The 20,175-nt window shown below is 46.5% G+C and carries 17 protein-coding genes and 6 pseudogenes; 9 read left to right on the top strand and 14 right to left on the bottom strand.

Annotated elements, in window-relative coordinates:
• Window positions 1-7 precede the first annotated feature (7 nt).
• From sgcC to KXD89_RS22350, 9 genes and pseudogenes are all read right to left on the bottom strand, one after another.
• Entirely contained in the window at window positions 8-1,321 is a 1,314-nt protein-coding gene (sgcC, locus tag KXD89_RS19225) for a PTS sugar transporter subunit IIC SgcC (RefSeq protein WP_000460843.1), read from the bottom strand.
• 11 nt (window positions 1,322-1,332) lie between these two features.
• Window positions 1,333-1,611, bottom strand: a complete 279-nt coding sequence (gene sgcB / locus KXD89_RS19220) for a PTS sugar transporter subunit IIB SgcB (RefSeq protein ID WP_000722973.1) — start codon at window positions 1,609-1,611, stop codon at window positions 1,333-1,335.
• Window positions 1,608-2,729 (bottom strand): M42 family metallopeptidase, encoded by a 1,122-nt coding sequence (locus tag KXD89_RS19215; RefSeq protein ID WP_000010829.1) that lies wholly within the window; start codon window positions 2,727-2,729, stop codon window positions 1,608-1,610. The genes sgcB and KXD89_RS19215 overlap by 4 nt, the downstream gene beginning before the upstream one ends.
• Window positions 2,730-2,973: 244 nt before the next feature.
• Window positions 2,974-3,090: pseudogene (locus tag KXD89_RS19210) on the bottom strand (VOC family protein); the annotation flags it as partial.
• A gap of 37 nt (window positions 3,091-3,127) precedes the next feature.
• Window positions 3,128-3,346, bottom strand: a pseudogene (locus tag KXD89_RS19205) (hypothetical protein).
• Between the two features lie 168 nt (window positions 3,347-3,514).
• On the bottom strand, window positions 3,515-4,261 hold the full coding sequence (locus tag KXD89_RS19200) for a cyclopropane-fatty-acyl-phospholipid synthase family protein (protein WP_000354251.1): 747 nt from the start codon (window positions 4,259-4,261) through the stop codon (window positions 3,515-3,517).
• 55 nt (window positions 4,262-4,316) lie between these two features.
• Window positions 4,317-4,862, bottom strand: coding sequence for a GNAT family N-acetyltransferase (locus KXD89_RS19195; RefSeq protein WP_001309181.1), 546 nt, complete (start codon window positions 4,860-4,862; stop codon window positions 4,317-4,319).
• 11 nt (window positions 4,863-4,873) lie between these two features.
• The gene (locus KXD89_RS19190; RefSeq protein ID WP_001054376.1) at window positions 4,874-5,131 is read right to left on the bottom strand and encodes a YjhX family toxin; all 258 of its coding nucleotides are present in this window, start codon (window positions 5,129-5,131) and stop codon (window positions 4,874-4,876) included.
• 490 nt (window positions 5,132-5,621) lie between these two features.
• Window positions 5,622-5,753: a hypothetical protein gene (locus KXD89_RS22350; protein ID WP_001309182.1), complete on the bottom strand. Its 132-nt coding sequence runs from the start codon at window positions 5,751-5,753 to the stop codon at window positions 5,622-5,624.
• A gap of 115 nt (window positions 5,754-5,868) precedes the next feature.
• Here KXD89_RS22350 and yjhR point away from each other — a divergent pair.
• Window positions 5,869-7,109: pseudogene (gene yjhR / locus KXD89_RS19180) on the top strand (helicase YjhR); the annotation flags it as partial.
• A gap of 267 nt (window positions 7,110-7,376) precedes the next feature.
• Here yjhR and KXD89_RS22345 read toward each other — a convergent pair.
• The 4 genes and pseudogenes from KXD89_RS22345 to nanC all read right to left on the bottom strand — a co-directional run.
• Window positions 7,377-7,582, bottom strand: a pseudogene (locus KXD89_RS22345) (restriction endonuclease); the annotation flags it as partial.
• Window positions 7,583-7,691: 109 nt separating this feature from the next.
• The gene (locus KXD89_RS19175) at window positions 7,692-8,672 is read right to left on the bottom strand and encodes a 9-O-acetyl-N-acetylneuraminic acid deacetylase (RefSeq protein ID WP_000991438.1); all 981 of its coding nucleotides are present in this window, start codon (window positions 8,670-8,672) and stop codon (window positions 7,692-7,694) included.
• Window positions 8,673-8,736: 64 nt separating this feature from the next.
• Complete coding sequence (gene nanM, locus KXD89_RS19170) at window positions 8,737-9,843, bottom strand: N-acetylneuraminate epimerase (protein WP_001309184.1); 1,107 nt, start codon at window positions 9,841-9,843, stop codon at window positions 8,737-8,739.
• A 19-nt stretch (window positions 9,844-9,862) separates the two neighbouring features.
• Window positions 9,863-10,579: an N-acetylneuraminic acid outer membrane channel NanC gene (gene nanC / locus KXD89_RS19165; protein ID WP_001295734.1), complete on the bottom strand. Its 717-nt coding sequence runs from the start codon at window positions 10,577-10,579 to the stop codon at window positions 9,863-9,865.
• Between the two features lie 1,455 nt (window positions 10,580-12,034).
• Here nanC and fimB point away from each other — a divergent pair.
• Window positions 12,035-12,517 (top strand): annotated as a pseudogene (gene fimB / locus KXD89_RS19160) (type 1 fimbria switch DNA invertase FimB); the annotation flags it as partial.
• Window positions 12,518-12,525: 8 nt separating this feature from the next.
• Here the strand turns inward: fimB and KXD89_RS19155 are convergent.
• A protein-coding gene (locus KXD89_RS19155) for an IS1-like element IS1A family transposase (RefSeq protein ID WP_094096600.1) occupies window positions 12,526-13,223 on the bottom strand; the annotation gives its coding sequence in 2 pieces (ribosomal slippage) (window positions 12,526-12,974 and window positions 12,974-13,223; 699 coding nt in all).
• Between the two features lie 55 nt (window positions 13,224-13,278).
• Here KXD89_RS19155 and KXD89_RS19150 point away from each other — a divergent pair.
• From KXD89_RS19150 to fimF, 7 genes and pseudogenes are all read left to right on the top strand, one after another.
• Window positions 13,279-13,413: pseudogene (locus tag KXD89_RS19150) on the top strand (integrase); the annotation flags it as partial.
• Between the two features lie 477 nt (window positions 13,414-13,890).
• Complete coding sequence (fimE, locus tag KXD89_RS19145) at window positions 13,891-14,487, top strand: type 1 fimbria switch DNA invertase FimE (RefSeq protein WP_000044711.1); 597 nt, start codon at window positions 13,891-13,893, stop codon at window positions 14,485-14,487.
• Window positions 14,488-14,968: 481 nt separating this feature from the next.
• A complete protein-coding gene (fimA, locus tag KXD89_RS19140; RefSeq protein ID WP_000695564.1) occupies window positions 14,969-15,517 on the top strand; it encodes a type 1 fimbrial major subunit FimA in 549 nt (182 codons plus the stop codon).
• A gap of 64 nt (window positions 15,518-15,581) precedes the next feature.
• Complete coding sequence (locus KXD89_RS19135; protein WP_000824114.1) at window positions 15,582-16,121, top strand: fimbrial protein; 540 nt, start codon at window positions 15,582-15,584, stop codon at window positions 16,119-16,121.
• Window positions 16,122-16,157: 36 nt separating this feature from the next.
• Window positions 16,158-16,883 carry a type 1 fimbria chaperone FimC gene (gene fimC, locus KXD89_RS19130; protein WP_000066560.1) on the top strand — a complete coding sequence of 242 codons (726 nt, stop codon included), beginning with the start codon at window positions 16,158-16,160 and terminating at the stop codon, window positions 16,881-16,883.
• Between the two features lie 66 nt (window positions 16,884-16,949).
• The gene (gene fimD / locus KXD89_RS19125; RefSeq protein WP_000121002.1) at window positions 16,950-19,586 is read left to right on the top strand and encodes a fimbrial usher FimD; all 2,637 of its coding nucleotides are present in this window, start codon (window positions 16,950-16,952) and stop codon (window positions 19,584-19,586) included.
• Window positions 19,587-19,595: 9 nt separating this feature from the next.
• Window positions 19,596-20,126, top strand: coding sequence for a type 1 fimbria minor subunit FimF (gene fimF / locus KXD89_RS19120; RefSeq protein WP_001244827.1), 531 nt, complete (start codon window positions 19,596-19,598; stop codon window positions 20,124-20,126).
• Window positions 20,127-20,175: the final 49 nt, after the last annotated feature.

The following is a 20,175-nucleotide window of genomic DNA, read 5'->3' as shown; positions in this document are numbered from 1 at the left end:
GTACTCCTTATTCCGATAATTCACGTTTACGTAAGAACAGCACGACGCTGGCGACAATACCGACCGCCACGACAACGCCAATAATCCCAAGCGACATCAATTCAGAAATCGACCAACCGAACATATTGCCCACGGACAACGCTGAGATTTGCGCACTTTCACCGGCAAAACTGAAACCGCCTTTGAGCGCCATTTCAGTGAAGTAAGGCGCGAACTGGGTGGCGATCAGCAGGACGGTAATCATCACGATGACCCCGCTTATCAACGTCCTGACCAGGTCTCCGCGGTGGATAACCGTAGCCATACAGATAAAGAACGGTGCTACCGGCAGGTCTGCGAGGGGTAACACTTTGTTGCCCGGTAAAATGCTGGCCAGAATTAACATAATGGGTATCAGTAGCAGACCGACAGCAATGGTGGTTGGATGCCCCAGCGTCACAGCAGTATCCAGACCGATATACACTTCACGTCCTTTGAAATATTTCTGGAAGAACTTTCTTGCACCGTCGGAGATGGGCAGCAGGCCCTCAACAATCAGGCGGATCATGCGCGGGAACAACACCATGATTGCCGCAACGGTAATCATCAGACTGGCGCAACCTTTAAAGCCTTCACCAGCCGCCAGGCCAAAAATCAGACCGAGCACTACGCCGATAATCACCGGATCGCCGACCATGCCGTAGCGTTTCTGGATCTCCTGAGCATCGATATTGCGTCCCTTCATGAAAGGGATTTTTTCATAGATAGCATCAAGTAGAACGAAAAGCGGTACTGAACTGGAACCGTAGCCTTGCGGTATCGAAATACCTTCCAGCCCGACGATGTTCTGTACCCGTTTTGCCGTCCAGTCGGCCATTTTTAACGATAGCGCCGCATGGCAGATTGCCCCCAGCACACCATAAATCAGGCTACCGGTCATAAGCTGGACCACCGTACCCGTAATGGCGTAGTGCCAGTAATTGTAAATATCGACGTTCATCGTTTTGGTCAGACGGGTGACCAGCATGGCGACATTGAGAAGAAAAATAACTGGGATAATCATGGCGCCAATGGCTGTCGCATAACCAACGCCGGAGGCAGGGCCTGCGCCAACGTCAAAGACATGCAGGGCTAGGCCGAAACGCTCAATCATCACTTTGATAGGGGGACTGAGGCTGTCGATCGCCATGACGATCACCAGTCCCATACCGACAAAACCAATCCCAACCGTTACCCCTGCCTTAATCGCCTGCAGCCAGGGGATGCGGAAGATAAGGCCAATCACGATCATGATGATAGGGACGAAAACGGTACCGCCGAGAGACAGGATGTAATCAAACATAATGCCTCATTTTATTGAGTTAACAGAGCCTTGATTTGTTGTTTTAACGCGTCGTCGTTGATCCCTGTGAGCAGGGCGGCGCCATTAAGCGTAGGGATGCCGTAATCACTGTTGGTTCGCATGGAGGTTACAATAAGGTCCATACCGTTACAGTTAAGAGGGATCTCATTCAGACAGCATTGGGCGGTAGTGGCTGAAATGCCCTGTTCAGTCAGGAACTCTTGCAGCTTGTGTGCAATCATGGTTGAAGTCGACATGCCGGTACCGCATGCCACAAGGATCTTTTTCATAATGGATGTGCCTCTTGTGTAGTGCCTGAATCAGGCTCAACGGGGAAATGTGCTGCTGACATACCTGCCAGAGCGGTCAATAGGCGGATGCAATCAGTCAAATCACGCAGGCTGGCAACCTCCGCCGGAGAATGGGTATAGCGACAAGGAATAGAGAGACTGGCGCAGGGAATACCATCCTGCTCAACCTGGATATAACCGGTTTCTGTTATCACGCCGGGAGCCACTTCTCGCTGCACCGGAATGTTGTGTTCAAGAGCCGTCTGTTCCAACATCCGTATCAGGCGAGGAGGCGTGATTAATCCGGCCAGCGTTCCCCGACCATGGTAGTTCAGGCAGGTGATCCCAACGCCCTGATTAATCCTGACCTCGGAATAATCGTGTAAATCAGGGGTGTCACACGATGGAGTGATATCAATACCAATCGCCAGGTCAGGTTTTACACGGCGTAATACGGGAACAATGCCGCGGATATTAAATTCTTCCTGTACCGAAGCCACCAGATAAACGGCGATATCAAGCTCCATAGTACTGATAGCATCCGCTACACCGAGCAGGGCAGTACAGCCTAGACGATCGTCTAGTGCTTTACTGCACACCAGATCGTTTGCCAGGAGTTGCGGCGGGTTATACAGAGTGACAGGCGTACCGACCTGAATGCCCATCCGTATAGCGTCGTCTTTGTCTTTGGCACCAATATCAATCCACAGTTTGTCGACAGAAGGTGACTGCGTGCGCTCGTCGCCTTTGGCAAAGTGGTAGGACTTAATGCCGATACACCCCATGACTGGCCCTTTGTCCCCGGTGAGGGTGACGATGGAACCAGCCATAGTGACCTGCGCAGGACCGCCTACGCGTTCAAAGCGTAAAAATCCAGACGGCTCTATTTTGCGCACCATAAAACCGACTTCATCCATATGCGCAAAAATCATCAGTCGCAGCGCATCGGGTTTATCACTACCGTAGCGCGCGACGACATTCCCAAGCCTGTCTCGCCAGACCTCTTTTGCCTGACGCCTGAATTCGCACAGCATGACGTCAGCGACAGCGTTTTCGTGTCCTGAAATCGCATTGTGCTGCAAAAGCGAGAACAGGGTTTCCTGCACAGAAAATGACATAGCTATCTCCGTAGACCGTAAAACAATCACTCGTTGAGCGTTTTATAGGCGCAGACTGGTCGAATAATTGTGAGAACGTTCACGTGAAAACGCGCAAAGCTGAACAAATAAAAAATTATGTGAGCCGAGTGGAATAAAAGCGCTCAACGTTTGTGAAAGTTACGGGCTGGAGAGACCAGTGATTATGGTTGAAATAATGAGGATGAATAAAACGCGGTAACTGTTATAGCACCACTTTGTTGCAGGACGCTCCCTCTTCATTACGTCCTGCACGTGGATACCCCAGCATCTCCATCAGCGGATCTTAGAATGTAATGGCGCGTGGCAGGTCGTTGGTTCCCAGCATAATGTAAGAAAACATCGGATCTCCTGAATAGATTCAGAGGGAGTATAGATAATCAGCTCAAATCATTCTCCGCTTTATGAGCCCAGGCTGGCATTGCCGTCAGATAACGTTTTGCACGCTTATGTGCTTCCTCCGGGCCGACTTTTTGCCAGGAATCAAGGAAGCTGGCTAAACCTGATACCGCTTCTTCCCAGGGTTTGAGATTGCCGTTGCTGTCGCTGCATTACGCACAATATTGATCACTGGCACTGTGTGCATCTGGTGCCGACATCGGCATTCCGCAAGCCTGACAGAACTGTTCATGTTGTGACATATGATGCTCCTTATGGTGACATCTTGATTAATAAACATACTGAATATGTATTGTGCAGGTGATACATCAGATCAAAGCAAAGGTAAAGCCTCGATATTTCCAGCCAGAAATACCGGGAACCTGTTGTTACCGGGCGATGAGTGCGAACACGCCCCAGCCAAAGCATTCCCGCGCGTAGGTCACGTAGCGTTTCGGCGCGATGTTTAGTTCGGCCCTGACTTCGGCGGCGAAGTCATCGTCAGGATTCGCTTCCAGCCAGCGGCGCATGGTCAGCCATTTTGCGGCTTCATACCGGTCCCAGCCTTCCTGGTCTGCCAGTACCATTTCCACCACGTCATAGCCGAGATCGTCGAACGCTCCGACAAGTCCTGGCAGCGTCAGGAAATCGCTTGTCGAGCTGACGCCGCAGGCCTGGGCTATTTCTTCTGTTGCTGGTAGCTGACGCCAGTAGGGTTCGCCGATAAGCATGATCCCGCCCGGTTTCAGGCTTTGCGCTAGCAGCTCCTCCGCCCCGGCAAACCCACCGGCAATCCATGTCGCGCCGACGCAGGCCGCCACGTCACATTTTTCATTTGCGACGTAACCGGCCGCATCGTTATGAATAAAATGTACGCGTTCGCTGACGCCGAGTTCTTCCGCGCGACGCTTTGCCTGCGCGGTGAAGAGCGAACTCATGTCGATGCCAGTCCCCGTAATGCCATGATCCCTGGCCCAGGTGCAGAGCATCTCGCCCGAGCCGCTGCCGAGGTCAAGAATGCGGGTGCCCGGCTTCATGCGCAGCACGCGACCCAGCGTGGCGTACTTCTCTTCGGTGAACGGGTTATGGATGCGGTGTTCACTTTCGCTGATGGTAAAAATACGTGGGATATCCATTATTTAATTCCTGTTATTGGGTTAAGCCTTAAAAAGGACACAACAAGATTGTTATTCACGTCAGTGCTCCGGTTTCATCAGGGTCTGCGCACCGGATGTGGCCGGTCAGGGTCATGGGCTGAGCGGTGAGTGATTGCATCATCCAGCAGGCTTTGTGCTCCTCCGGGATGGGATAAGGTGCCGGATAGCCTTTGTCTCCGGCACAGGGTTCGAACCCATGTCGGGGGTAATAGGTGGCGTGGCCGAGAACAAAAACCGTCTGGCAGCCCATCAACCTCAGGTGCTCGATGCCAGTGCGTATCAACCGTCCTCCCACGCCCATCCCTTGGTATTCCGGTATGACCGCCAGGGGAGCGAGGATGTGCATCAACGGTGAATCCATTTCTCCTTTGAAGGTTGCCCGGGTAAATAAAATATGCCCGACGGCTTTGCCTTCATACCGGGCTAGCAGCGATAACGCGGGGCGCGCGCTTTCATCCTCAAGTAAAGAGGCCACTAAATCGGCTTCTTTGCTGAAGCCAAATGCGCGGGTTTCGACTTCCCGGATATCACTGGCATCACTTTTATCTGTGATATGAAAAGTGAAGTGGTGTACTGTCATAGAAACTCTCCTTAGCGATTATCGAGCTGAGCGCGAACTTTATTCAGCTCGGTGGTGTTGATTCGATAGGGCTGGCCATTGACGGACTTGATAAGTTTTTTGGTTTTGAGTTTTTTGAAGACGGCGAGCGTGCAGTCGGTCAGCAACAGCCCTTCGCGGCTGTAGCATTCAACGGAAGTGACGCGGCCTGAAGAATCGCGGACGTGCGCAATACGTCTACCTTTAGCGAGAACGTGTAAGGTATGTTGTTCCTGACGGGATAAATTCATACTGAAGAACCTATTTAATCATCATGTGCAAAACGTGCAAACACACCGCGGTGTCCGCATTCGATTTCGGCGCATTGATAATCAGTCCGGCCTGAAAAGGTCGGGGAACTGATTATCGGATGATTACATTCTCCAGCATCAAAGCCTCGGGTTGAGTTGAAAGGTATTTACGGAGCGAATATTAACACGTAGTTATAGGAGGGATATGTTTCAGTAGAAAAAGTGTGATGTACTTTGGAAATTGAATGCCAACCCATTTACTGGAAAAGGCAGATGACACTGACGAATGCATGTTGAAGTACGCCTGAAATGGCCTCATCGGCTTTTCCCTTCGGGAGATTATTCTCCTTTTGTTAAATCCAGAACATAAATATGCTCACCCATCTTCGATGCTTGAAAAATTGAAGCCAATCCTGATAAGTAATTTTTTTGAAAGGGTATTTTCCGGATTCACACCGGCTTTGATGAGTGAAAAACCGTTCTCTTTTATTCAGTCAATCGTGGCGGTAATTGCTTCAATTGCATATCCCTGGCGAGCATAAGCGGGACTGATGGTATAGCCGAGCCAAAACACATCGCATTGCTGACGTAAATAGATATCACCAATCAAAACCTGCGTCATTTGTTGACAATGGCCAATTGAATATCGCGAGCAAGTGTAAGAACTCCCAGCAAGACCCTGTAAATAATTCTGTGTAACTGCCCACGATTAAAGGTGGCCGCTCAGGCGGTCACCGTATTCGATAATAAATGGGTCTGGAAAAAGTGCAGCATCTGGCAGCGTAATGCAGGTAGCCCAGTTCAACTCTCACTACCAGTATGATCCCAAGTTCGAGCGCGGAATGTATCTGTATGAGCATCGTCGCTGTTTCAATAACATCATCGACTACTGTAACTCACTTTGCTATCACGGTAAGTTGCAGCCTAAAAGAGGGATGGAAAAAGGACGATTTTCCCCGCAATGGGATATTTACATATTGATGGTAGAGGCATGAAGCCAAATGGAGGGAGCCGTCATAGCCCTCTTGAAGCTGAAACAATAGCAGCATGGCTGGTGGCACATAAGGATGATATAGAGCGCCATTACGGGGAACCACTGTACAAAGTTGTTGGTGTTGTGACGCCATTTTCGGCGTAGGTTAATGCTATCAAAATGTCATTGCGTAAGCTGGAAATTAATGGCAAAGACGAGCAGGGTTTACTGACAGTGGGGACTGTGCACTCCTTGCAGGGGGCGGAAAGGGCGATTGTTCTCTTTTCTCCTGTCTACTCAAAACATGAAGATGGCAGGTTTCTTGATAGCAACAGCACTATCCTCAATGTTGCTGTCTCACGCGCTAAAGATAGTTTTCTGGTATTTGGCGATATGGACCTTATCGAGATGCAGCCCGCATTTTCGCCGCGAGGGTTATTGGCAAAATATCTCTTTTCTTCAGATAATAATGCGTTGCAATTTGAGTTTCAGAAACGACAGGATTTAATTTCCGCACATACACAAATTTCAACGCTGCATGGTGTGGAGCAGCATGATGAATTTTTGAACAAGACTCTTGCCGGAGCTCAAAAGAAAATAACGATTATTTCCCCTTGGTTATCCTGGCAAAAAGTGGAGCAAACGGGATTTCTGGCATCAATGGCTTTGGCCCGTTCCCGGGGCATTGATATTACCGTGGTGACGGATAAAAACTGCAATATAGCGCATGTCGATGATGATAAGCGTCAGGAGAAACAACATCTGCTGAATGATGCTGTTGAAAAGCTCAATAAGATGGGTATCGCTACGAAATTGGTTAATCGTGTTCACAGCAAAATTGTGATTGAGGATGAAGAACTGCTGTGTGTCGGATCTTTTAACTGGTTCAGTGCTACACGGGAAGATAAGTATCAACGATACGATACGTCTTTGGTGTACCGTGGTGAAGGCGTAAAAAATGAAATAAAGGCAATATATGGTAGTCTGGATCAACGTCAGCTTTAAATGTGATGAGCCGTTCATGATACAGGAGTAGTAAAGGGCATATTTTACCAATGTTAAGGCGACTTTCCGTTTTATTGCGAGTCGCCTTTCCTGATTATAAATCTTATTGTTTACCTAATCATTTTCCTTTGCATAATGCGCCTGGGATTAATGGCGGGTGCTTTTAGGAATGAAAGAAAATGCAAGCAATAATATAATAATGGCCTAATTTCTTTGAACATCATTAAGCATATCATCATCGTCTATTTGCCAGAATCCGTCGACTTATAATCGCCAGAACGGCATATCAGGACGGTGCTGCGAACGCTGTGGCCCAAAACGTTCCAGTAAACTGTGTAGATGTTCGTAGATTTCCGAGCCATAATCGAAAAGGCGCGGATGTCTATTAAGGCATCCGGCTAATCTGTAAGCAATAACAACGGTTTATGCGGTGCGCGTTTTTCACCCTTGTGCCAGATTATTATATTGGCAATTGCCTGCTGTTCGAGCCCGCAAGTGAAGAGATATTACCTTGATCTCATTTGTTTTTTGTTGTCTACTCTGAGAACGAACAAGGACATCCCCCATGAATAAACTCCCCGCTCACCTTTCGCGCCAAAACTGCAAAATTGCTTCTACAAATCTGTCAGAAATAATCCCCCGACGGGCTGCAGTGCTGAAATGACTGCTTCGCAGTGCCGTCGTCCAGTTCTCCGGTGACCGGTACGCTGAACCGTAATATCCCGTGCTTAAATCGTCCGGGTCTTCATCAGGCGCGTTCGTCAGTCCTCTTTCACCTTGTTGCTGGAAGTCGACGAAAATAATATTGGCTAAAACATTATTTTGATAATTGCCATAAATAGCTTCATACGAATGCGGGAAATTTTCTTTCCAGTACCAGGTGGTATCGCCGCAAAACCACGGCGCGTCAGTAATATTATTAAGCTGAGAATGGTATTGTTTTAGATCCCTACGAAAGGCTTCAACCATATGATTAAAGTGTTGAGGGTGTGACGCGTAGTCACTGGTCATTAAGTCAAATTCGCCTTGCATCCAGCATGCGCCGAGGAATTTGTTCTGCGGATTTTTTGCCAGTGCGGCTCGCGTTCTGCTGACTAAATCCTGGTACAGCGGAGTATCCGTTCCCCAACGACAAGCATCATGGCTGGCTCCGTGCCGTTCTGAATATGTCCCTTCGCTGCCCGCGGTAAAAGCCGATCCGCCACGGCAACACGGAACGATAAGAATCCCTGCATTATCAGGAATGAAGGGCAGTAATTTCCGTGCAATATGCAGTGCCTGGCCAACGGTGCCGTACTGTGTTTGATGATTCGTTGCCAGAGGATGGTGATAACCCTGCATATCCTGAACATCGTGTGGGCAGTGAGTCAGTGGAATAATGTCGTTAAAGTGACATGGCGGGCCTCCGGGATGCGTATGCGCAAATCTCGCTAATTGTTTAATTCTGGGATGAGGCGCATCTTCCCTGTCCGGTAATGGCAGTCCTTCGCCATACGCCATGGCATTAGACTGACCAGCAACGGTAAGAACATAGTAATAATCGGGCGATATTATTGCGTTCATATAAATTTCGCGTAATTGAAATGACAAATTGATAGCAGGGCCCCTTTACCGGGGCCCTGAAGCGTTAGTTTTGTACTGTGACTTTATTATCCTTCACAGTGATCAAAACTGAATCCGTCACCGCTTTGCCGCCTGCAGTTTCACCGCCAATAATCAATAGACTATTATTCCAGGGCAATGATACTCCGTAGGCCCGACCTTGCGATAATTCACCCGATTTATCCCATTTCCCGTTATGCCAAAGATGAATATCAGTGCTATATGATTTTTTCAGGCCTTCATGCGCATAGTTCTTACCGTTCTGGTAATTTTCTCGTGAACCTTTGAATCCGGCCCCTCCGGCAAATATAAGAGAATCATTGCTTATCCCCGCAAAACCGCCAGCTACGCCATCTGGTGATGAGACGGGAGCAAGCTTATTCCATTTTAAATTATTACCGGTGAAATCAAGTTCAAATACGGCATCCGTTCGCAATCCTGGTTTGGCTTCGCCATTAATAAGCCAGGTTTTATCACCTTTATTCACAACCGCCGCACCAGCCGTTCCGTACCAGGGCGATTCGCCAGCGTAACTCCATTGCTGTGTTGAGGGATCAAAAGACAACAGAAACTTATTGAAGAAATAATCTTCTGCTTTTTTGTCAAAATAGTGAGCATTGATTTTATCTATAGCGGTTGAATCTTTTCCAGCCTCGTTGAGATCTTCAAAATAGCCATTGAAGATATTCTGGTTAACACCACCAGTAACATAAGCCTTGCCGTTGTGTACAAAAGTCACATGGCCCGCCATGCCCATCGGCGCGTGCGACATCAATTTAACCCAACTATTGGTTTTGGGGTTGTATTTGTGTACGTCATTAAATACCTGAGTCAAGCCCTCGCTGTTTTTGCCAATGCCGCCAAACACATACAGATTGCCATCAATAAATGCAGAGGTTGCTTGATCTCTTGGTCCGCCAGGGAATGCAGCTAACGCTGTCCATTTTTTATCTTTGGCCTGTGTATCCAGCTTGTACCATGCCGTACCTGCGCTACCTAAACCAATGTAGACAGTGTCGTTATCAATTGCTCCGGTACCACTTTTAAATGGCACAGGAGTTTCCGGTAATACAGACGCGTTTGCGGCAAATGAAGCCATCATGATAGCAAGCGCCGTTATTGTTTTATTCATTGTGACTGTCTCCTGTCTACTACAGTTTAAATGACACACCAATGCGATAACTGTTTTCCGATAAATTATCTCTGCCGTTGTAAACACCCTGACGGTCAAGGTAGTCATATTCTATGTATGGCGTAATATCGGGCGTCATATGGTATTGTAGAACAAATGCATTTTCCGTCGCCCATTTCTTATGGTTTGCATAGCGATAATCGTTCTGTTTGCTGTATAGCGTCGTTTGCCATGCGAAGGTGAAATCACTATTAATATGGTAAGTGACATATCCATCCCAACGATGAACGTTATCACGAGACATATCACCGGATAAGTCTTGTTGTCGGTAAGCTTTCCAGTCGTAACGATAGCGAATGCCAAAATTAAGATCTTTTGTCGCGTCCCAGGACAGTTTTACGTAGGGTCCGTAGCGTGTGCCGTTGCTGCTAAAATGCGTTAACATTCCCGGGCGCACCGTCCATTGATCATCAAGTTTAATCGCGTAATTAACTTCAACCTGAACATCATTGAGTGCGGCATTTTCCTTTTTATTATCATGAATGGTATTCCAGGTATTACTTTCCATGCTTGCCCACCATCCATTTTGCCATCCCTCACTGACTTTGAGTCGAGTCTCATAGGCGTGGCTTCCACTACGATATCCACCACGTACGTCCAGTGTCGCAGCCTGAGAAATTAATGGGGACGAAAAGCACAGTAATAATACGCCAGAAAGTATTTTAGCCTTTTTCATAAATTTCACTCATTTGTAGGATACAGAAAGCAATACAAAGCCCGCATAAACAATTAGCATTTATGTTGTGTAATATTTTTTTGCCAGGCTTATAGTGTCTTTGGCAACCGGTAGCTGTATTTTATATTTTTTTGTATAAGGTCTCCTGTGAAAAATCTCTTTTCACATTATTTAAATAAACAGAGATCCAGATTAAATACCTGAGTATAAAATCTCTTCTGATGTTTAATTGATTTGAATGTTCGTAAGCTATATCACTTACTCAATCCATTTTACCCAGAGTCATAAAATAGAATGTCTGTTGATCTCATTTTCATATTCCTTTCAGACTGAAGTGCGTTTTCATCACCCGATGAGAAAGAACTGAAGTGATGTTTGCCATAGATTGCGAGATGCCCTGTCTCATTGACTATCTTGGTGCACCTTTATACCTGTTATACCAGATCAAAAATCACGCAATCCATACAACAAAACCAGATTTGCAATTCGTGTCACAAAATATGTCGATCTTTTTCTAAGAGGAAGATGCCATGTGAAGCCAGACGAACACTTGCGGTGGTCTTCAAAAACTAAAGATCTTAGTTTAACTATTTGTTTTATAAATAATTTGTTTAGAGTCTAAACAAGGGGAGCTTTGCAAGCTAACTCAGTGAGCTTGGTGAAAATCAGTGTTTACCCGCCATCAGGCTGAGCATAATTCTCATCATGAAATATGTTTCCTGGTTTGTGGCTTGTAACTGGTCACTTCTGAAGTCGATCTGGAGAGGCTTGTTGATGTTGGTGTTTTCAGGATGATGTTTCACTTAGTTTGTTTGCCGTATCGCCCGGCGAATGGCTGTGATTGAGGAAGGTTTAAGTCGTAGTGACCAAAGCTATATTTACCAACGAATGTAGATGAAAAAATCATCTCCTGCGTTCCCCCATATCTCCAGGATAAAAAGGAATGTAACAATCTCATGGCGTAAGCTGACGAATCAGCAGGAATAATCGCTAGGGACCTAAGAATTAGCATGATAATAGCCACTAAGAAATTACTGCGCTCCATGAAATAGCCATTTTGTGGCAAATGGAGTTGACTAATAATGTCATATGTGAGACGGCTAGTTGAACGAATATTAAATTTTGCTGAATTTTTTATGTTGATTTTACTTGTTACAGAACATATCACATGATATATAGATAAGATTAGTTGCATTAATGATGAGGGTTATTATTAGATTCGTATCCGATTGATAAATATATAAAGGTACATAGCATGCAAGAGCATGGCGTTTGTATGGCAACGTTATTATAATTAACAGTTGCTACTCCATTTAAGTTCACTCAGAAGAACTGGTCCACTTACGTTAGTTATTAAGCAAACGTTCGCTTTTATAAACATAATCAGGATAAAAATGTTGGATTATTGCTAACCCAGCACAGCTAGTGCGCGTCTGTAATTATAAGGGAAAAACGATGAAGAATAAGGCTGATAACAAAAAAAGGAACTTCCTGACCCATAGTGAAATCGAATCACTCCTTAAAGCAGCAAATACCGGGCCTCATGCAGCACGTAATTATTGTCTGACTTTGCTTTGTTTTATTCATGGTTTCCGGGCGAGTGAAATTTGTCGATTGAGGATTTCGGATATTGATCTTAAGGCAAAGTGTATATATATCCATCGATTAAAAAAAGGCTTTTCAACAACGCACCCGCTATTGAATAAAGAAGTTCAGGCTTTAAAAAACTGGTTGAGTATCCGTACTTCGTACCCGCATGCTGAGAGCGAGTGGGTATTTTTATCACGTAAGGGGAATCCGCTTTCTCGGCAACAGTTTTACCATATTATCTCGACTTCCGGTGGTAATGCCGGGTTGTCACTGGAGATTCATCCGCACATGTTACGCCATTCGTGTGGTTTTGCTTTGGCGAATATGGGAATAGATACGCGGGTAATGACTCCAACTTATTGATAGTGTTTTATGTTCAGATAATGCCCGATGACTTTGTCATGCAGCTCCACCGATTTTGAGAACGACAGCGACTTCCGTCCCAGCCGTGCCAGGTGCTGCCTCAGATTCAGGTTATGCCGCTCAATTCGCTGCGTATATCGCTTGCTGATTACGTGCAGCTTTCCCTTCAGGCGGGATTCATACAGCGGCCAGCCATCCGTCATCCATATCACCACGTCAAAGGGTGACAGCAGGCTCATAAGACGCCCCAGCGTCGCCATAGTGCGTTCACCGAATACGTGCGCAACAACCGTCTTCCGGAGACTGTCATACGCGTAAAACAGCCAGCGCTGGCGCGATTTAGCCCCGACATAGCCCCACTGTTCGTCCATTTCCGCGCAGACGATGACGTCACTGCCCGGCTGTATGCGCGAGGTTACCGACTGCGGCCTGAGTTTTTTAAGTGACGTAAAATCGTGTTGAGGCCAACGCCCATAATGCGGGCTGTTGCCCGGCATCCAACGCCATTCATGGCCATATCAATGATTTTCTGGTGCGTACCGGGTTGAGAAGCGGTGTAAGTGAACTGCAGTTGCCATGTTTTACGGCAGTGAGAGCAGAGATAGCGCTGATGTCCGGCGGTGCTTTTGCCGTTACGCACCACCCCGTCAGTAGCTGAACAGGAGGGACAGCTGATAGAAACAGAAGCCACTGGAGCACCTCAAAAACACCATCATACACTAAATCAGTAAGTTGGCAGCATCACCGATACGCGACTTATCCAGGATTATCTTGGGCATCGCAATATTCGTCATACTGTCTGGTATACCGCCAGCAATGCAGGGCGTTTTTACGGCATCTGGGATAGAGCCAGAGGACGACAGCGTCACGCTGTTTTATAGAGATAGTTGAGATACCAGGGATGGTGTTAAAAACTACATTATTCTTACGATATATCAAAAATGATTAACCATTTATTAATTGATGTTATTGTAAGTGTGATTCTTAATTATCATAATAAACATTAAGTTAACCATATCCATACAAAATACAATGGTTTATGTTCTTCAAAATAAATAAACAAAATCATTCATAAATTTACACATCACTTAAAATCTCCTGTTTCCGCACTTTTTTCTTTATTTTTTAAGCAACTGGAAGTTAATCCACTGCAATCTATTGTTATATTGAATCAAATCAATGAAAATAGATGTTGTCACATCAGTGATATTTTATTTTTGTATGATATTTAATGTAATTGACTGATAGCCACATCACTCCGTGTGTGGTTATCTTTTTATCTATTGGGCTAATTTTGACCGATTGAGGTTTCCTATAGGTATTCATTCAAATATATCTCAGTTAGGAGTACTACTATTGTGAGTAAACGTCGTTATCTTACCGGTAAAGAAGTTCAGGCCATGATGCAGGCGGTTTGTTACGGGGCAACGGGAGCCAGAGATTATTGTCTTATTCTGTTGGCATATCGGCATGGGATGCGTATTAGTGAACTGCTTGATCTGCATTATCAGGACCTTGACCTTAATGAAGGTAGAATAAATATTCGCCGACTGAAGAACGGATTTTCTACCGTTCACCCGTTACGTTTTGATGAGCGTGAAGCCGTGGAACGCTGGACCCAGGAACGTGCTAACTGGAAAGGCGCTGACCGGACTGACGCTATATTTATTTCTCGCCGCGGGAGTCGGCTTTCTCGCCAGCAGGCCTATCGCATTATTCGCGATGCCGGTATTGAAGCTGGAACCGTAACGCAGACTCATCCTCATATGTTAAGGCATGCTTGCGGTTATGAATTGGCGGAGCGTGGTGCAGATACTCGTTTAATTCAGGATTATCTCGGGCATCGAAATATTCGCCATACTGTGCGTTATACCGCCAGTAATGCTGCTCGTTTTGCCGGATTATGGGAAAGAAATAATCTCATAAACGAAAAATTAAAAAGAGAAGAGGTTTGATTTAACTTATTGATAATAAAGTTAAAAAAACAAATAAATACAAGACAATGGGGCCAAAACTGTCCATATCATAAATAAGTTACGTATTTTTTCTCAAGCATAAAAATATTAAAAAACGACAAAAAGCATCTAACTGTTTGATATGTAAATTATTTCTATTGTAAATTAATTTCACATCACCTCCGCTATATGTAAAGCTAACGTTTCTGTGGCTCGACGCATCTTCCTCATTCTTCTCTCCAAAAACCACCTCATGCAATATAAACATCTATAAATAAAGATAACAATAGAATATTAAGCCAACAAATAAACTGAAAAAGTTTGTCCGCGATGCTTTCCTCTATGAGTCAAAATGGCCCCAAATGTTTCATCTTTTGGGGGAAAACTGTGCAGTGTTGGCAGTCAAACTCGTTGACAAAACAAAGTGTACAGAACGACTGCCCATGTCGATTTAGAAATAGTTTTTTGAAAGGAAAGCAGCATGAAAATTAAAACTCTGGCAATCGTTGTTCTGTCGGCTCTGTCCCTCAGTTCTACAGCGGCTCTGGCCGCTGCCACGACGGTTAATGGTGGGACCGTTCACTTTAAAGGGGAAGTTGTTAACGCCGCTTGCGCAGTTGATGCAGGCTCTGTTGATCAAACCGTTCAGTTAGGACAGGTTCGTACCGCATCGCTGGCACAGGAAGGAGCAACCAGTTCTGCTGTCGGTTTTAACATTCAGCTGAATGATTGCGATACCAATGTTGCATCTAAAGCCGCTGTTGCCTTTTTAGGTACGGCGATTGATGCGGGTCATACCAACGTTCTGGCTCTGCAGAGTTCAGCTGCGGGTAGCGCAACAAACGTTGGTGTGCAGATCCTGGACAGAACGGGTGCTGCGCTGACGCTGGATGGTGCGACATTTAGTTCAGAAACAACCCTGAATAACGGAACCAATACCATTCCGTTCCAGGCGCGTTATTTTGCAACCGGGGCCGCAACCCCGGGTGCTGCTAATGCGGATGCGACCTTCAAGGTTCAGTATCAATAACCTACCCAGGTTCAGGGACGTCATTACGGGCAGGGATGCCCACCCTTGTGCGATAAAAATAACGATGAAAAGGAAGAGATTATTTCTATTAGCGTCGTTGCTGCCAATGTTTGCTCTGGCCGGAAATAAATGGAATACCACGTTGCCCGGCGGAAATATGCAATTTCAGGGCGTCATTATTGCGGAAACTTGCCGGATTGAAGCCGGTGATAAACAAATGACGGTCAATATGGGGCAAATCAGCAGTAACCGGTTTCATGCGGTTGGGGAAGATAGCGCACCGGTGCCTTTTGTTATTCATTTACGGGAATGTAGCACGGTGGTGAGTGAACGTGTAGGTGTGGCGTTTCACGGTGTCGCGGATGGTAAAAATCCGGATGTGCTTTCCGTGGGAGAGGGGCCAGGGATAGCCACCAATATTGGCGTAGCGTTGTTTGATGATGAAGGAAACCTCGTACCGATTAATCGTCCTCCAGCAAACTGGAAACGGCTTTATTCAGGCTCTACTTCGCTACATTTCATCGCCAAATATCGTGCTACCGGGCGTCGGGTTACTGGCGGCATCGCCAATGCCCAGGCCTGGTTCTCTTTAACCTATCAGTAATTGTTCAGCAGATAATGTGATAACAGGAACAGGACAGTGAGTAATAAAAACGTCAATGTAAGGAAATCGCAGGAAATAACATTCTGCTTGCTGGCAGGTATCCTGATGTTCATGGCAATGATGGTTGCCGGACGCGCTGAAGCGGGAGTGGCCTTAGGTGCGACTCGCGTAATTTATCCGGCAGGGCAAAAACAAGTGCAACTTGCCGTGACAAATAATGATGAAAATAGTACCTATTTAATTCAATCATGGGTGGAAAATGCCGATGGTGTAAAGGATGGTCGTTTTATCGTGACGCCTCCTCTGTTTGCGATGAAGGGAAAAAAAGAGAATACCTTACGTATTCTTGATGCAACAAATAACCAATTGCCACAGGACCGGGAAAGTTTATTCTGGATGAACGTTAAAGCGATTCCGTCAATGGATAAATCAAAATTGACTGAGAATACGCTACAGCTCGCAATTATCAGCCGCATTAAACTGTACTATCGCCCGGCTAAATTAGCGTTGCCACCCGATCAGGCCGCAGAAAAATTAAGATTTCGTCGTAGCGCGAATTCTCTGACGCTGATTAACCCGACACCCTATTACCTGACGGTAACAGAGTTGAATGCCGGAACCCGGGTTCTTGAAAATGCATTGGTGCCTCCAATGGGCGAAAGCACGGTTAAATTGCCTTCTGATGCAGGAAGCAATATTACTTACCGAACAATAAATGATTATGGCGCACTTACCCCCAAAATGACGGGCGTAATGGAATAACGCAGGGGGAATTTTTCGCCTGAATAAAAAGAATTGACTGCCGGGTGATTTTAAGCCGGAGGAATAATGTCATATCTGAATTTAAGACTTTACCAGCGAAACACACAATGCTTGCATATTCGTAAGCATCGTTTGGCTGGTTTTTTTGTCCGACTCGTTGTCGCCTGTGCTTTTGCCGCACAGGCACCTTTGTCATCTGCCGACCTCTATTTTAATCCGCGCTTTTTAGCGGATGATCCCCAGGCTGTGGCCGATTTATCGCGTTTTGAAAATGGGCAAGAATTACCGCCAGGGACGTATCGCGTCGATATCTATTTGAATAATGGTTATATGGCAACGCGTGATGTCACATTTAATACGGGCGACAGTGAACAAGGGATTGTTCCCTGCCTGACACGCGCGCAACTCGCCAGTATGGGGCTGAATACGGCTTCTGTCGCCGGTATGAATCTGCTGGCGGATGATGCCTGTGTGCCATTAACCACAATGGTCCAGGACGCTACTGCGCATCTGGATGTTGGTCAGCAGCGACTGAACCTGACGATCCCTCAGGCATTTATGAGTAATCGCGCGCGTGGTTATATTCCTCCTGAGTTATGGGATCCCGGTATTAATGCCGGATTGCTCAATTATAATTTCAGCGGAAATAGTGTACAGAATCGGATTGGGGGTAACAGCCATTATGCATATTTAAACCTACAGAGTGGGTTAAATATTGGTGCGTGGCGTTTACGCGACAATACCACCTGGAGTTATAACAGTAGCGACAGATCATCAGGTAGCAAAAATAAATGGCAGCATATCAATACCTGGCTTGAGCGAGACATAATACCGTTACGTTCCCGGCTGACGCTGGGTGATGGTTATACTCAGGGCGATATTTTCGATGGTATTAACTTTCGCGGCGCACAATTGGCCTCAGATGACAATATGTTACCCGATAGTCAAAGAGGATTTGCCCCGGTGATCCACGGTATTGCTCGTGGTACTGCACAGGTCACTATTAAACAAAATGGGTATGACATTTATAATAGTACGGTGCCACCGGGGCCTTTTACCATCAACGATATCTATGCCGCAGGTAATAGTGGTGACTTGCAGGTAACGATCAAAGAGGCTGACGGCAGCACGCAGATTTTTACCGTACCCTATTCGTCAGTCCCGCTTTTGCAACGTGAAGGGCATACTCGTTATTCCATTACGGCAGGAGAATACCGTAGTGGAAATGCGCAGCAGGAAAAACCCCGCTTTTTCCAGAGTACATTACTCCACGGCCTTCCGGCTGGCTGGACAATATATGGTGGAACGCAACTGGCGGATCGTTATCGTGCTTTTAATTTCGGTATCGGGAAAAACATGGGGGCACTGGGCGCTCTGTCTGTGGATATGACGCAGGCTAATTCCACACTTCCCGATGACAGTCAGCATGACGGACAATCGGTGCGTTTTCTCTATAACAAATCGCTCAATGAATCAGGCACGAATATTCAGTTAGTGGGTTACCGTTATTCGACCAGCGGATATTTTAATTTCGCTGATACAACATACAGTCGAATGAATGGCTACAACATCGAAACACAGGACGGAGTTATTCAGGTTAAGCCGAAATTCACCGACTATTACAACCTCGCTTATAACAAACGCGGGAAATTACAACTCACCGTTACTCAGCAACTCGGGCGCACATCAACACTGTATTTGAGTGGTAGCCATCAAACTTATTGGGGAACGAGTAATGTCGATGAGCAATTCCAGGCTGGATTAAATACTGCGTTCGAAGATATCAACTGGACGCTCAGCTATAGCCTGACGAAAAACGCCTGGCAAAAAGGACGGGATCAGATGTTAGCGCTTAACGTCAATATTCCTTTCAGCCACTGGCTGCGTTCTGACAGTAAATCTCAGTGGCGACATGCCAGTGCCAGCTACAGCATGTCACACGATCTCAACGGTCGGATGACCAATCTGGCTGGTGTATACGGTACGTTGCTGGAAGACAACAACCTCAGCTATAGCGTGCAAACCGGCTATGCCGGGGGAGGCGATGGAAATAGCGGAAGTACAGGCTACGCCACGCTGAATTATCGCGGTGGTTACGGCAATGCCAATATCGGTTACAGCCATAGCGATGATATTAAGCAGCTCTATTACGGAGTCAGCGGTGGGGTACTGGCTCATGCCAATGGCGTAACGCTGGGGCAGCCGTTAAACGATACGGTGGTGCTTGTTAAAGCGCCTGGCGCAAAAGATGCAAAAGTCGAAAACCAGACGGGGGTGCGTACCGACTGGCGTGGTTATGCCGTGCTGCCTTATGCCACTGAATATCGGGAAAATAGAGTGGCGCTGGATACCAATACCCTGGCTGATAACGTCGATTTAGATAACGCGGTTGCTAACGTTGTTCCCACTCGTGGGGCGATCGTGCGAGCAGAGTTTAAAGCGCGCGTTGGGATAAAACTGCTCATGACGCTGACCCACAATAATAAGCCGCTGCCGTTTGGGGCGATGGTGACATCAGAGAGTAGCCAGAGTAGCGGCATTGTTGCGGATAATGGTCAGGTTTACCTCAGCGGAATGCCTTTAGCGGGAAAAGTTCAGGTGAAATGGGGAGAAGAGGAAAATGCTCACTGTGTCGCCAATTATCAACTGCCACCAGAGAGTCAGCAGCAGTTATTAACCCAGCTATCAGCTGAATGTCGTTAAGGGGGCGTGATGAGAAACAAACCTTTTTATCTTCTGTGCGCTTTTTTGTGGCTGGCGGTGAGTCACGCTTTGGCTGCGGATAGCACGATTACTATCCGCGGCTATGTCAGGGATAACGGCTGTAGTGTGGCCGCTGAATCAACCAATTTTACTGTTGATCTGATGGAAAACGCGGCGAAGCAATTTAACAACATTGGCGCGACGACTCCTGTTGTTCCATTTCGTATTTTGCTGTCACCCTGTGGTAATGCCGTTTCTGCCGTAAAGGTTGGGTTTACTGGCGTTGCAGATAGCCACAATGCCAACCTGCTTGCACTTGAAAATACGGTGTCAGCGGCTTCGGGACTGGGAATACAGCTTCTGAATGAGCAGCAAAATCAAATACCCCTTAATGCTCCATCGTCCGCGCTTTCGTGGACGACCCTGACGCCGGGTAAACCAAATACGCTGAATTTTTACGCCCGGCTAATGGCGACACAGGTGCCTGTCACTGCGGGGCATATCAATGCCACGGCTACCTTCACTCTTGAATATCAGTAACTGGAGATGCTCATGAAATGGTGCAAACGTGGGTATGTATTGGCGGCAA

Source organism: Escherichia sp. TC-EC600-tetX4, assembly GCF_019356055.1.
Lineage (GTDB): Bacteria > Pseudomonadota > Gammaproteobacteria > Enterobacterales > Enterobacteriaceae.
The sequence above is the reverse complement of the archived record's forward strand: the minus strand, read 5'-3'. Positions and strand labels throughout refer to the sequence as shown.